This window comes from Pseudomonas sp. LS44, from assembly GCF_024730785.1.
GTDB lineage: Bacteria > Pseudomonadota > Gammaproteobacteria > Pseudomonadales > Pseudomonadaceae > Aquipseudomonas.
This window is the reverse complement of sequence record NZ_CP102830.1, coordinates 4,257,728-4,270,872: the sequence shown is the minus strand read 5'-3', so window position 1 is coordinate 4,270,872 and position 13,145 is coordinate 4,257,728. Positions and strand designations below refer to the sequence as shown.

The 13,145-nt window shown below is 63.3% G+C and carries 14 protein-coding genes; 12 read left to right on the top strand and 2 right to left on the bottom strand.

What is annotated here, in order from left to right; genetic code table 11:
* The first annotated feature begins 185 nt into the window (after positions 1 to 185).
* The 8 genes from NVV93_RS19180 to rsd all read left to right on the top strand — a co-directional run bounded on the left by NVV93_RS19180 (position 186) and on the right by rsd (position 7,524).
* Positions 186 to 1,268 carry a sensor histidine kinase gene (locus tag NVV93_RS19180; RefSeq protein WP_258252247.1) on the top strand — a complete coding sequence of 361 codons (1,083 nt, stop codon included), beginning with the start codon at positions 186 to 188 and terminating at the stop codon, positions 1,266 to 1,268.
* Positions 1,265 to 2,011 carry a LytTR family DNA-binding domain-containing protein gene (locus NVV93_RS19175; RefSeq protein WP_258252246.1) on the top strand — a complete coding sequence of 249 codons (747 nt, stop codon included), beginning with the start codon at positions 1,265 to 1,267 and terminating at the stop codon, positions 2,009 to 2,011. Before NVV93_RS19180 ends, NVV93_RS19175 begins: the two co-directional genes overlap by 4 nt.
* A gap of 76 nt (positions 2,012 to 2,087) precedes the next feature.
* Positions 2,088 to 3,029, top strand: coding sequence for a hydroxymethylbilane synthase (gene hemC / locus NVV93_RS19170; protein WP_258254424.1), 942 nt, complete (start codon positions 2,088 to 2,090; stop codon positions 3,027 to 3,029).
* Complete coding sequence (locus NVV93_RS19165; RefSeq protein ID WP_258252245.1) at positions 3,026 to 3,796, top strand: uroporphyrinogen-III synthase; 771 nt, start codon at positions 3,026 to 3,028, stop codon at positions 3,794 to 3,796. Before hemC ends, NVV93_RS19165 begins: the two co-directional genes overlap by 4 nt.
* Before the next feature lie 16 nt (positions 3,797 to 3,812).
* Positions 3,813 to 4,940, top strand: coding sequence for a uroporphyrinogen-III C-methyltransferase (locus tag NVV93_RS19160; RefSeq protein WP_375162898.1), 1,128 nt, complete (start codon positions 3,813 to 3,815; stop codon positions 4,938 to 4,940).
* A gap of 5 nt (positions 4,941 to 4,945) precedes the next feature.
* On the top strand, positions 4,946 to 6,193 hold the full coding sequence (locus tag NVV93_RS19155; protein ID WP_375162940.1) for a heme biosynthesis HemY N-terminal domain-containing protein: 1,248 nt from the start codon (positions 4,946 to 4,948) through the stop codon (positions 6,191 to 6,193).
* 110 nt (positions 6,194 to 6,303) lie between these two features.
* Positions 6,304 to 6,795, top strand: coding sequence for a disulfide bond formation protein B (locus NVV93_RS19150; protein ID WP_258252243.1), 492 nt, complete (start codon positions 6,304 to 6,306; stop codon positions 6,793 to 6,795).
* A 255-nt stretch (positions 6,796 to 7,050) separates the two neighbouring features.
* Entirely contained in the window at positions 7,051 to 7,524 is a 474-nt protein-coding gene (gene rsd / locus NVV93_RS19145; RefSeq protein WP_258252242.1) for a sigma D regulator, read from the top strand.
* Between the two features lie 10 nt (positions 7,525 to 7,534).
* Here rsd and NVV93_RS19140 read toward each other — a convergent pair whose 3' ends face one another.
* Complete coding sequence (locus NVV93_RS19140; RefSeq protein ID WP_258252241.1) at positions 7,535 to 8,173, bottom strand: FKBP-type peptidyl-prolyl cis-trans isomerase; 639 nt, start codon at positions 8,171 to 8,173, stop codon at positions 7,535 to 7,537.
* A gap of 125 nt (positions 8,174 to 8,298) precedes the next feature.
* On the opposite strand from NVV93_RS19140, the gene NVV93_RS19135 reads away from it, so the two are divergent.
* Positions 8,299 to 9,309, top strand: coding sequence for an AlgP family protein (locus NVV93_RS19135; protein WP_258252240.1), 1,011 nt, complete (start codon positions 8,299 to 8,301; stop codon positions 9,307 to 9,309).
* Between the two features lies 1 nt (position 9,310).
* On the opposite strand, the gene NVV93_RS19130 is transcribed toward NVV93_RS19135, so the two are convergent.
* Positions 9,311 to 9,775 (bottom strand): TIGR02444 family protein, encoded by a 465-nt coding sequence (locus tag NVV93_RS19130; RefSeq protein ID WP_258252239.1) that lies wholly within the window; start codon positions 9,773 to 9,775, stop codon positions 9,311 to 9,313.
* Positions 9,776 to 9,825: 50 nt separating this feature from the next.
* On the opposite strand from NVV93_RS19130, the gene NVV93_RS19125 reads away from it, so the two are divergent.
* From NVV93_RS19125 to NVV93_RS19115, 3 genes are read left to right on the top strand one after another with little or no spacing between them, the layout of a single operon-like run.
* Positions 9,826 to 11,736: an ATP-binding cassette domain-containing protein gene (locus NVV93_RS19125; protein WP_258252238.1), complete on the top strand. Its 1,911-nt coding sequence runs from the start codon at positions 9,826 to 9,828 to the stop codon at positions 11,734 to 11,736.
* A gap of 20 nt (positions 11,737 to 11,756) precedes the next feature.
* Positions 11,757 to 12,302: a mechanosensitive ion channel family protein gene (locus NVV93_RS19120; protein WP_258254422.1), complete on the top strand. Its 546-nt coding sequence runs from the start codon at positions 11,757 to 11,759 to the stop codon at positions 12,300 to 12,302.
* Positions 12,303 to 12,321: 19 nt separating this feature from the next.
* On the top strand, positions 12,322 to 13,089 hold the full coding sequence (locus NVV93_RS19115; RefSeq protein WP_258252237.1) for a TerC family protein: 768 nt from the start codon (positions 12,322 to 12,324) through the stop codon (positions 13,087 to 13,089).
* Positions 13,090 to 13,145: the final 56 nt, after the last annotated feature.

The following is a 13,145-nucleotide window of genomic DNA, read 5'->3' as shown; positions in this document are numbered from 1 at the left end:
CGATAATAACAGGCTCGATGGCAAAGGCGGCGCGCCACTCGGCCCAGCGGCGCCGGATTGGAATGTTACGCAATCGTTGCTTCGTTCATATTCTTCAGCAGTAATGGCTATTTAGGTGCTTCTATTGGCCGATTTCCGGGTCGGCAATCTTGCTGTCTCGCCACACCATGCGGAAAACTGCGCGAATGCGTACTGACTCAAATAATTTCCAGCGCCCCGGGGCGCCTCAGGATGATTTCTTCCTGCCCGAACTTTGCCTGCCCGAGGCACTGCTGGCCCTGGTCTTACTGGCCGAGCTGCTGGTGCTGGTGCTGGTGCTGGCTGAACCGATGCAGCCGACTTTCAACTGGGTGCGGCTGGCGCTGACCTCGCTGTTCGTGCAATGGAACGTGTTGCTCTCGGCCGCCGTGCTCTGCCGTTTGCGGCCGCTGCTGTCGCGTACCCGGGCCGCCTACGCCGGGATGCTGTGCTGCCTGATCGTGCTGCTGCTGGCGCTCGGCTGCACGGCGGTGGCCGATTTTTACGACCTCGGCGGACCGCTGCCGGGCAGCGGTGAGCTCAATCTGTATCTGCGCCACGGGATGATCAGCCTGATCATGTCGGCGCTGCTGCTACGCTACTTCTATCTGCAGAGCCAATGGCGGCGCCAGCAACAGGCCGAATTGCGCGCGCGGATTGAATCGTTGCAGGCGCGGATTCGCCCGCACTTTCTTTTTAACAGTTTGAACAGCATCGCCAGCCTGGTGGTCATCGACCCCCACAAGGCCGAGCAGGCGGTGCTGGATTTGTCCGATCTATTCCGTGCCAGTCTGGCCAAACCAGGCAGTCTGGTGCCGTGGAGCGAGGAATTGGCATTGAGCAAACGCTATCTGTCGATCGAGCAGTACCGCCTTGGCGAGCGGTTGCAAATGGAATGGCAAGTGGATGGGGTGCCGGACGATCTACCGATCCCCCAGCTGACTCTGCAACCGCTGCTGGAGAACGCCCTGATCTATGGCATCCAGCCGCGCATCGAGGGCGGTCTGGTGCGCGTCGAGGCGGACTATCGCGACGGGATCTTCAGCTTAACTGTCAGTAATCCCTACGACGAAGGCGCCAGTCGTTTGGCTTCGCGGGGGACCCAGCAAGGTCTGGTGAATATCGATGCGCGGCTTGCGGCACTTTTTGGTCCGCGCGCGAGTCTGAGCGTGGATCGCCGTGACGGGCGCCACTTCACCTGTCTACGCTATCCTTGTGCGAGACTCACGCAGGAAGCCAGAGCACTATGAATGTCCTGATTGCCGATGACGAACCCCTAGCCCGCGAGCGCCTCAGCCGCATGGTCGGCGAGCTTGAGGGTTATCGCGTCCTGGAGCCTGGCGCCAGCAATGGCGAAGAAGCGCTGACGCTGATCGATAGCCTCAAGCCAGATGTCGTACTTCTCGATATCCGCATGCCCGGCCTCGATGGCCTGCAGGTCGCAGCCAAGCTCTGCGAGCGGGAAACCCCTCCGGCGGTGATCTTCTGTACCGCCCATGACGAATTCGCCCTGGAAGCGTTCCAGGTCAGCGCGGTTGGCTATCTGGTCAAGCCGGTGCGTGCTGAGAATCTGGCCGAAGCGTTGAAGAAAGCCGAACGGCCCAATCGCGTGCAACTGGCCGCGCTGACCCGTCCGGCCGCCGAGTCCGGCCAGGGCCCGCGCAGCCACATTAGCGCTCGCACCCGCAAAGGCATCGAGCTGGTGCCGCTCGATCAGGTGCTGTTTTTCATCGCCGATCACAAGTACGTGACCCTGCGGCATGAGGGCGGCGAAGTGCTGTTGGATGAGCCACTGAAGGCACTGGAAGACGAATTCGGCGATCGTTTCGTGCGTATCCACCGCAACGCACTGGTTTCCCGCGATCGGATCGAGCGACTGCAGCGGACCCCGCTCGGGCACTTCCAGTTGTACCTCAAGGGTCTCAATGGCGACGCGCTGATCGTCAGTCGTCGGCATGTTGCCGGTGTGCGCAAGTTGATGCAGAACCTCTAGAACGTTCATCCGAACGACGCCGGCCGCTGGCCGGCTGGCCTGTTATCATTTCCGTTAGTTCTGTCCCCCGGAAATGATCATGTCCCGCGAAATCCGTATCGCCACCCGCAAAAGTGCCCTGGCCCTCTGGCAGGCCGAATTCGTCAAGGCGCGCCTCGAACAAGCGCATCCGGGGCTGCAGGTCAGCCTGGTGCCCATGGTCAGTCGCGGCGACAAGCTGCTCGACGCGCCCTTGGCGAAAATCGGCGGCAAGGGCCTGTTCGTCAAAGAGCTGGAAACCGCGCTGCTGGAGAACGAGGCGGACATCGCCGTGCATTCGATGAAGGATGTGCCGATGGACTTTCCAGCCGGGCTGGGTTTGTTCTGCATCTGCGAACGCGAAGATCCGCGCGATGCCTTCGTTTCCAATACCTATGCGAGTCTCGACGCGTTGCCCGCTGGCAGCGTGGTGGGGACCTCGAGCCTGCGCCGGCAGGCGCAACTTCTGGCGCGCCGGCCGGATCTGAAAATTCAATTCCTGCGCGGCAACGTCAATACCCGTCTGGCCAAGCTGGATGCCGGCGAGTACGACGCGATCATTCTCGCCGCCGCCGGTTTGATCCGCCTCGGCTTTGCCGCACGCATTCGCGACAGCATCAGCGTCGCCGATAGCCTGCCGGCTGGCGGGCAGGGCGCGGTAGGCATCGAATGCCGCAGCGTGGACGCGGAAATCCATGCCCTGTTGGCGCCCTTGCATCATCGCGGCACCGCTCTGCGAGTGACGGCCGAGCGGGCGCTGAACAAACATCTGAATGGTGGCTGCCAGGTGCCGATCGCCTGCTACGCCGAGCTGGATGGCGAGCAGCTCTGGCTGCGCGGCCTGGTCGGCCAGCCGGATGGCGGCCGTCTGCTGCGCGCCGAAGCGCACGCGCCGGCGAGCGAGGCCGAAGCGCTGGGGGTGCGCGTCGCCGAAGCGCTGCTGGCCCAGGGTGCCGCCGCTATTCTCGAGGGGGTCTACGGCGAGGTCGACCACCCGTGACGGCCTGGCGCCTGCTGCTGACGCGCCCTGCCGACGAGTGCGCGGCGCTGGCCGCCAGCCTGGCCGAGCAGGGCGTATTCAGCAGCAGCCTGCCGCTGCTCGACATCCAGCCGCTGGTGGAAAGCGCCGAGCAGCGCGCGCTGATTCTCGACCTCGACCGTTACTGCGCGGTGATTGTGGTCAGCAAGCCGGCTGCGCGTTTGGGTATCGAGCGGGTCGACCGCTACTGGCCGCAGCCACCCGCGCGGCAAGCCTGGTTCAGCGTCGGTGCGGCGACGGCGCAGATCCTCAGCGATTACGGGCTCGACGTCAGCTACCCGGCCGACGGCGACGACAGCGAAGCGCTGCTGGATTTGCCGCAATTGCACGCCGCACTGGCCAGGCCCGATCCGCGCGTGTTGATCTTGCGTGGTGAGGGTGGCCGAGAATTACTCGCGGAACGTTTGCGCGGCCAAGGCGTGGTGGTCGACTATCTGCCACTCTATCGACGTCTGCTGCCGGCCTACCCGGCTCACGCGCTGGCCCAGCGGATTGAGGCGGAACGCTTGAATGGCCTGGTGGTCAGCAGTGGGCAGGGCTTCGAGCACCTTCGCCAGCTGGCCGCAGATGCGTGGCCGCAGTTGGCGCGACTATCTTTATTCGTGCCCAGCCGGCGCGTCGCCGATCTGGCCCACGAGGCTGGAGCTCTGACTATTGTGGATTGCCGCGGTGCGAATGCCGTGGCCTTGCTGGCGGCGCTGCGGGAATGTCCCGCACCGGCCTTCTGATGCAAAGGATGGATACGTGAGCGATCAAACACTCTCCGCGCAAGATCAAACCTCCCCGCTGGAGCCCAGCCCGATCGCCGACTCAGTCGTGCCGCCGCGCCGCGGCAATGGCTTGGCGTTAGTCGCCTTGCTGCTCGCTGCCGCCGCCGCTGCCGCCGCTGGTTGGGGGCTCTGGCAGGCGCGACAGTTGCAGGTGCATGATCAGCAGCTGCTCGCGCAATTACAAGATACCGGCGCTCAGGCTCAGGCCCTGGCTCAGCGTGAGCAGGCGTTGGCGGCGCAGTTGGGACAGTTGCCATCGGCCGATGAGCTGGAAGAGCGACGCCGTTTGGTCGCCCAACTGCAGGGCGATCAACAGCAATTGAGCAAGCGCCTGGAAACCGTGCTGGGCGCCAGCCGGCAAGACTGGCGGCTGGCCGAGGCCGAGCATCTGCTGCGTCTGGCCAGTCTGCGTCTGTCTGCCTTGCAGGATGTCAACAGCGCCACGGTGCTGGTCCGGGGGGCTGACGACATTCTCCGCGACCAGGACGATCCAGCCGCCTTTGCCGCCCGCGAGCAGTTGGCGAAAACGCTACTCGCCCTGCGCAGTTTGGCGGCGCTGGACCGCACCGGCCTGTTCTTGCGGCTCGGCGCATTGCGCACCCAGGCGGCTCAGTTGAATGCCCTCGCGCCGGCGTTTGTCGGCCAGGGCGATGGGCAGTTCAGTCTGACCGCCGAGGGCGATGGCAGCAGCCGCTGGGCGCAGTGGTGGGAGGCGCTGTCGCATTACATCCGCATCGATTTCAATGCCGATCAGAACATCCGTCCGCTGCTCGCCGGGCAAAGCCTGACCCAGGTGCGGCTGGCGCTCACGCTCGCCTTGGAACAGGCGCAGTGGGCCGCCTTGAACGGCCAGACGGCGGTCTATCAGCAGGCCCTGAAGCAGGCGCGCGACGTGTTGGAGGGTAGCTTCAATGCCGATAATCCGGACAGCCAGGCCCTGCGCGTGCACATCGATGAGTTGATCGGCCAGCCGGTAGCGGTCGAGATGCCCGATCTCGCCCCGGCGTTGACCGCGGTGCAAGCCTACATCGTGCGCCGCCAGGCTGCCGAGCAGACCGCACCGACGCCAACGCCAGTGATGCAGGAGGGGGGCCAGCCATGACCCGCATGACTCGTGTGCGCATCGTGTTGATCGTGCTGCTGGTGATCGCCGCTGCCGTATTGATCGGCATGGCCGCCGCCGAGAATGCCGGTTATGTGCTGATTGCCTACAAGGGCTTTCGCTACGAATCGAGCCTGTGGGCGTTTCTCGCGCTGCTGGCATTCGTCTGGCTGGTGCTGTTTGGTCTGCGGTTGCTGTTCAATCTGATGTTTGTCTCCGGTGGGGTGGTCAATCCCTGGTCGCAACGTAACCGCCGCCGGCGCTCGCAGCAGGCTGCCGAGCAAGGCATGCTGGATCTGGTCGAAGGCCGCTGGGCGCGCGCCTTGCGCCATCTCAAGCGCGCTGCAGAAGGTCAAGCGCAGCCGCTGATTTACTACCTCGGCGCGGCCCGAGCGGCGCAGAAGCTCGATCAACCGGAAGAAAGCGACGCGATGCTCGAGCGCGCGCTTGAGCGTCAGCCGCAAGCTGAATTGGCCATCGCGCTGGCGCATGCGGAGCTGTTGCAGGGCCGCGGCCAGTTGGATACGGCGCTGGAAACCTTGTCGGTGATGCGTGAGCGTTACCCGAATCATCCGCAGGTATTGCGCCAATTGCAGCAAATCCAGCAACAGCGCGGCGATTGGTCGGCACTGCAGGCGCTGATGCCGGAGCTGCGCAAGCACAAGGTATTGGAAGACCGTGAGCTGACCGCACTCGAGCGGCAAGTCTGGAGCATCCGTCTGGCTGAGGCTGGCAACGCGGGCCTGAATGCCGGCGAAACGGCGCTGCAGCCGTTGACCCAGGCCTGGCAGCAATTGCCCAGCGCGCAGCGCCACGATGTACAGCTGGTTGCCACCTACGCGGAGCAATTACGGCAATTGGGTGCGCAGCCAGAGGCGGAAGAGTTGCTGCGCAAAACCCTCAAGCAGCAGTACGACGCGCAACTGGTGGCGCTCTACGGGTTGGTGCGTGGCAGCGATCCGATGCGCCAATTGCAGACCGCCGAAGGTTGGCTGCCAGCCCATTCCGAGGATGCCACGTTGCTTCTTGCCTTGGGTCGGCTGTCGCTGCAGAACCAGCTGTGGGGTAAGGCGCAGGAGTATTTCGAAAGCAGCCTGCGATTCGACCACAACCCGCAGACTTGCGCCGAATTGGCGCGCCTCCTGGCGCGTCTGGGCGAGCGCGAGCGCAGCAACCAGCTGCTCCAGGAAAGCCTAGCGTTGTTCGGTCAGCGCTTGCCGAACTTGCCGCTGCCCGAACCCGTTCGCGTCTAACCAGCGCTGCCTGCGCCGTTAGGCCGCGCCCTGGTGGTGCGGCCTTGGCTTGTAACGGCCAGGTGCTTTCCTCTACCGTAACCACCTTCGCAACCTCCCTTGGAGATGACATGTCGCTGGGTAGCCCACGCTCGCTGTTCTTTTTCGCCGCCCTCGGCTGTCTGGTCATGATGGGCGCCGCTTTGTACCTTGAGCATGTGGTCGGCCTGCAGCCTTGCCCGCTGTGTATCGTCCAGCGCATCTGCGTGATTCTGTTCGGCTTGATCTGCCTGATCGCCGCCGTGCATGCCCCGGCGCGTGGTGGTCAACGCGTCTATGCCTCGCTGGCGCTGCTCAGCGCCGCGGCCGGCGCCGCCACTGCCGGGCGCCAGGTTTGGCTACAAAGCGTACCGGCCGATCAACTGCCTGCCTGCCTGCCGAGCCTCGATTACATGATGGAGGCGCTGCCCTTCCAAGACATCGTGCGCTTGGTCCTACATGGCACTGCCGATTGTGCGGAAGTGAGCTGGACGCTGTTTGGCCTGAGCATTCCGGAATGGAGCCTACTGGGCTTTGCCGGCATGATTCTGTTCGCCCTCTACCAGCTGCTGCGGCGCGCCTAACAACCATGCAGGCGATCCGCTCCGCGCGATCACTCGCGTCGAGAGGGGTGCGTCATACGTGGGATGCGGGTCAAACGTACGTATGAATTTTTCCGTTTCGGCGCTTGCTGGCACTGTCCTGCGGGCATACTCTGGCCTTCCACGCCGGTGCGGATTTTTCATCTCCGATGGCGTTATCGTGACCCAGCACCGATTGACAATAAGCGTCTCGGAGCGGACGTAAACAGCACTATCGATAAGGAAAGTGAGGTCATCATGCTCGAGAGCTGTCAGAACGCCCAAGAACGTTGGGGTGGTGTGAACCTGCTGATCGATCGCTGGTTGCAGGAGCGCCATGACTTGGTAGCTGCCTTCGGAGTACTGCAGGATAATCCGCCACCGGCCGCCGCCAACCACGAAGCCGTGCAGCAGTTCTGCGAGATTCTCGTGGACTACGTGTCTGCCGGCCACTTCGAGGTTTATGAGCAATTGAATGGCGAGGCCAAGGCGTTTGGCGATCAGCGTGGTTTGGAACTGGCCAAGCAGATATACCCGCGCATCGAAGCCATCACCGAGGCGGCTCTGTCCTTCAACGATCGCTGCGACAACGGCGACTGCCGCGATACGGTCTCGCTCGGTACCGAATTGAAGCGTCTCGGCCAATTGCTCCACGAGCGTTTCGAACTCGAAGATTGCCTTATCGAAGTGCTGCACAATTCCCATCGGCAAAGCGCTTCTGCAGAGGCCTGAGGCGCTTCGCTCAGGGTTTGACGTCAAGCAGTTCCAGCTCAAAGATCAGCGGTGCGTACGGCGGAATCAGATCGCCGGCGCCGTCTGCGCCATAGGCCTGAGCCGCCGGAATCACTAATCGCCACTTCGCCCCGCTGGGCATTTCCTGCAATGCCGTACGCCAGCCGTTGATTACGCTGTCGAGGCGAAACCACTGCGGCGTTTGGTTCTCATCGAATACGCTGCCATCGGTCAAATATCCTGTGTATCGCACCTGCACCTGACCATGCGCGTCAGGCTTGCGGCCATTGCCGCTACGCAACTCCTGGCGCAGGATGCCACCGGCTAATTCATGGACCCCGGCTTTGGCTTTTTCCGTGGCGAGAAAGCGGTCCTCGGCGTCCCGCGCCTGTTGCAACGGCGCGCTGGCGACGTTCGCTTCATGCGCGGCGAGCAGTTGCTCGATACGTTCTCCGTCGAGCCGCAGCGCCTCGCCGCGGTAGGCCTGGCGCAGGCCTTCGAGCAGCGCTTCGAGCTGCAGGTCGGGGACTTCCTGATGCAGTCGTTCGCCCAGCCGTGCGCCCAGGCTGTAGGCCAAATCCTGTTGTTCTTGGTTGGCGTGGAGCAGGGGCGATAACAGCAGCAGGCAGAAAACCAGAGGGCGCGGCATAAGACATCTCAGCGATGGAGTGCCGCAATTATGCCAGCGCCGAATCATTCGCTGACATGGTGGTTGGCGACTAAGCGCGCTGTTGTCTAGTATGGGGCGCACTAACGTTCGCCAGGAGGCGTGCCATGTCGGTCAATAAGAAATCGGTTGCAACCCCACTTCACCTGCTGCAACAGCTTTCGAGCAGCCTGCTCGAGCATTTGGAAAGTGCTTGTTCCCAGGCGTTGGTCGATGCAGAAAAGCTGCTCGCCAAGCTGGAAAAACAGCGCGGTAAAGCTCAGGAAAAACTGCACAAGGCGCGCAGCAAAGTGCAGGACGCCGCCAAGGCCGGCAAAGCCAAGGCCCAAGGCAAAGCCAAAGAGGTCGCCGCAGAGCTCGAAGGTCTCCTGGATGAGTTGAAGAGCCGCCAAGCCGAAACACGCGCCTACATCGTGCAGCTCAAGCGTGATGCGCAAGAAAGCCTGAAGCTTGCCCAAGGGGTTGGCAAGGTCAAGGAAGCGGTGAGCAAGGCGCTGAGCAGCCGCCCGGACAGCGCCAAGCCTGCGGTTAAACCGGCAGCGCCAAAGTCGGCAGCCAAACCCGCAGTCAGCAAAGCGCCCGTCAAGACTGCGGCCAAGGTAGCCAGTAAACCTGCAGCGAAACCCGCAGCTAAACCAGCGGCCAGATCTGCTGCGAAGCCTGCGGTTAAACCGGCCGCCAAGCCTGCTGCCAAAGCAGCGCCCAAGCCGGTCGCGAAGAAGCCACTTACCGCTGCCGCGAAACCTGCTGTGGCCAAGCCGGCTGCCGCTAAGCCAGCGTCTAAAGCGGCGAGCAAACCGGCCGTCAAACCGCCCGTAAAAGCGGCCGCGAAACCGGCCAGCAAAGCTGTCGCCAAGCCAGCCGCCAAGCCTGCGGCAAAACCGGCCGGCAGTTCTGCGGCCAAGCCAGTGGCTAAAGCGGCGAGCAAACCGGCCGCCAAGCCGGTCACCAAGGTTGCCGCCAAGCCCGCGACCAGCAAGCCCGCGGCAAAACCTGTCGCGCAACCTGCCAGCAAGTCTGCGGCGGCGAGCAGTTCGGCAGCCAGTAAACCGGCTGCTCCGGTCACCCCTACCGTGCCGGCTGTTTCCGGAAACGGGGCGGCGAACAGCGCGTCCTGATCTAGGCTGGTCCAGCCGCGACGCACAGCATCTGCAGTGCGTCGCGGTTCTGCTCTGCGGCCGCTCCGGCCAGCTGCTCCAACCACTGCGCAGGGTCTGATTGCGCACCGCTTGCCCAGCCCAATGCGGCACTCTCCAGTTTCAGCAGTAGTTGTCGTTCGGCCGCCAACTCCAGCGCCTTGAGCTGTTCACGCAAGCCATGTAGACCTTGATCTTCAGTCGCCAATTCACGCCAGCCCTCGCGCAAATGCCGCACGGGCGTGATCACCCGGTTCTGCCACGGGGCGGCCAGCGTCCTCAACTGTTGCAGGCGCTCTGCCGTGCAGGCGACGCCGCGCTGGGCTAGCCAGGCTCCGGTCAGTAGCAAGCACACATCCGCGCCTGACGCCTGCAATTGCAAGCACGCCGTTTCCACTCCGGCGCGTTCGTAGAAATGAATAGCAAAACTCCACAGGTCAGAAGGCATAGCGCTCTCCGGGCGATGGGCCAGCGAAGCTGGTAGACTCCGCCGCCATTATGATCCGACTGCAAAATCTCACATTACAGCGTGGCCCGCAGCGTTTGCTGGAAGACGCCGAGCTGACTCTGCATGCCGGCCAGAAAGCCGGCCTGATTGGTGCCAATGGCGCCGGAAAATCCAGTTTGTTCGCCTTGCTGCGCGGCGAACTGGGGCCGGACGCTGGCGACTGCCAATTGCCCGCCGACTGGCGTATTGCCCACATGCGCCAAGAGGTCGACGATCTCGAGCGATTGGCGGTGGATTATGTACTCGACGGCGATCAACGCCTACGCCAGGTGCAGCGCGAGCTGCTGGTAGCCGAAGGCGCGCATGACGGCACGGCCATTGCCCGTCTGCATCACGAGCTGGATGCTGCCGACGGCTACAGCGCCGATGCGCGGGCGCGCAAATTACTGGCCGGCCTGGGTTTTTCCAACGAGCAGATGGGGCGCCGGGTCGGCGATTTCTCCGGCGGCTGGCGGATGCGTCTGAACCTTGCCCAAGCGTTGATGTGTCCTTCGGATTTGCTGCTGCTCGATGAGCCGACCAACCACCTCGATCTGGATGCCATTCTCTGGCTCGAGGACTGGCTGAAAAGCTATCCGGGCACCCTGCTGCTGATCTCCCACGACCGCGACTTCCTCGATGCGGTGGTCGATCACATCGGCCATCTTGAGCAGCGCAAGCTGACCCTCTACCGCGGCGGCTATTCGGCTTTCGAGCGCGCTCGTGCCGAGCGCCTGGCCCAGCAACAGCAGGCCTACGACAAGCAGCAGGCACAGCGCGCGCACATGGAAAAATTCATCGCGCGCTTCAAGGCCCAAGCCACCAAGGCGCGCCAGGCGCAGAGCCGAATCAAGGCGCTGGAGCGTCTCGAGGAGCTGGCGCCGGCACATGTCGATTCGCCGTTCGAGTTCGCCTTTCGCGAGGCGGACAAAATTTCCAGTCCGCTGCTCAGCCTCGCCGAGGGGCGTCTCGGCTACGCCGACAAAACCGTGCTCGACAAGGTCAAGCTGGGCCTCGTACCCGGCGCGCGGATCGGTCTGCTCGGGCCCAACGGCGCCGGCAAATCGACCCTGATCAAAACCCTCGCCGATGAACTGCAGCCGCTTGGCGGCCGTCTCGAGCGCGGCGAGAATCTGGTTATCGGCTACTTCGCCCAGCATCAGCTGGATGCCCTGGATGATCACGCCAGCCCGCTCCTGCATCTGCAGCGCATCGCTCCCGGTGAGCGCGAGCAGAGCCTGCGCGATTTCCTCGGCGGCTTCGACTTCCGCGGTCCGCGTTGCGACGAGCCAGTGGTGAATTTTTCCGGCGGTGAAAAGGCCCGTCTGGCCCTGGCGCTGATCGCCTGGGGCAAGCCCAACCTGTTGCTGCTCGACGAACCGACCAACCACCTCGACCTGGAGATGCGCCTGGCGTTGACTTTCGCCCTGCAGGATTTCGCCGGTGCGGTGCTGGTGGTTTCCCACGATCGGCATCTGCTGAAAAGCACCACCGACGAATTCCTCTTGGTTGCCGACGGCCAGGTGCAGCCGTTCGAGGGCGATCTGGAAGACTACGCGCGCTGGCTGGTCGATTTCCGCGCCCGCCAGCAGCCGGCCAGTACCGGCGCGGCGAGTCTGGACAAGACCGACAAGCGGGCCCAGCGCCAGGCTGCGGCGGCGCTGCGTCAGCAATTGGCGCCGCACAAGCGGGTGGCCGACAAACTCGAAAAAGATCTCGGCGACCTGCATGGCAAGCTCGCGGCCCTGGAAGTTCGCCTCGGCGATGCCGCGGTGTATGAGCTGGCGCGCAAGGATGAGTTGCGTGAGTTGCTCGCCGAGCAGGCGCGCTTGAAAGCCCGCGAGGCCGAGCTGGAAGAGGCCTGGATGGAAGCCCTGGAAACCCTCGAAGCGCTCCAACAACAGTTGGAGGCCGCCGAGTGACGAGTGAGCTGCAGCTGCTGATGCTGACCTGGAGCGAGCCGCTCCTGCGCACCGCTCAAGTGCTGTTGATCCTATTGTTGGCTTGGCTGGTGCAGCGGGTCGTGACCCGCGGTATCAGCCGGCTCGGCAGCCATTATCCGCAACTGCCGCAGGAGCTGCTGCTGCCGTTACGCGGCGGGTTGCGCTGGCTGATCATGGGCAGCGCGTTCATGTTGGTGCTCGAGCGCCTGGGCGTGTCTGCTGAAGTGCTGTGGACCGCTCTGACCGGCTTCGCCGCGGTCGCAGCGGTGGCGTTCTTCGCTATCTGGAGCGTGCTGTCCAACCTGTTTTGCGCGGTGCTGATCTTCGCCCTCGGGCCATTTCGCCTCGGTGATGTGGTCGAGGTGGTGGATAGCGGCGACAAGCCTGGGGTGAAAGGGCGGGTAGTCGGCATCAACCTGTTCTACACCACCCTCAGCGATGTCAGCGAAGGTGCGGCCGGCGCGCTGATCCAGATTCCCAACAGCCTGTTTTTCCAGCGTGCTGTCCGGCGCTGGCGCGGTCCTGATTTTCCCAACTCCCACTGAAACTAACGAGATCTAAACAATGGAATGGCTTGCCGACCCGCAAATCTGGGTCGCTTTTCTGACCCTAACCGCCCTGGAAATCGTCCTCGGCATCGACAACATCATCTTCATTTCGATTCTGGTCAGCCGCCTGCCGGTGGCCCAGCAACCGAAAGCGCGCTTCTTCGGCCTGGCCCTGGCGATGGGTACGCGGATCTTGTTGCTGCTGTCGATCACCTGGGTCATGCGTCTGACCAGCGATCTGTTCAGCGTCATGGGCGAGGGGATTTCCGGACGGGATCTGATCCTGTTCTTCGGCGGCCTGTTCCTGCTGTTCAAGAGCACCATGGAAATCTGGCATAGCCTCGAAGGCGCCGAAGAAGCCCAGCAGAGCGGCGGTCGTGCGGCAGGCTTCATGGGCATCATCGTGCAGATCGCGATCATCGACATCGTCTTCTCGCTGGACTCGGTGATCACCGCCGTCGGCCTGGTGCAGAACGTCCCGGTCATGGTCGCGGCGATTGTTATTTCGGTGGTGGTGATGATGATGTCGGCTGGCACCATCAGCGCGTTCATCGACAAGCATCCGTCGCTGAAAATGCTCGCCTTGTCGTTCCTCATCGTGGTCGGCACGGTGTTGATCGCCGAAGCCTTCGCGGTGCATGTGCCGAAGGGTTATGTGTACTTCGCCATGGCCTTCTCGCTGGCCGTCGAGGCGATCAATATCCGCCTGCGCGGCGCGATGGCCCGCAAACGCCAGGAAGCGGAAGTCGAGCCAGTCAAGCTGCGCAAGGGCTCGCCGGACTGACGACTGCCGCTGGGCAGTGTGGTGATGAGGGGGTAGGCTTTGCGGCCTACCCCCTT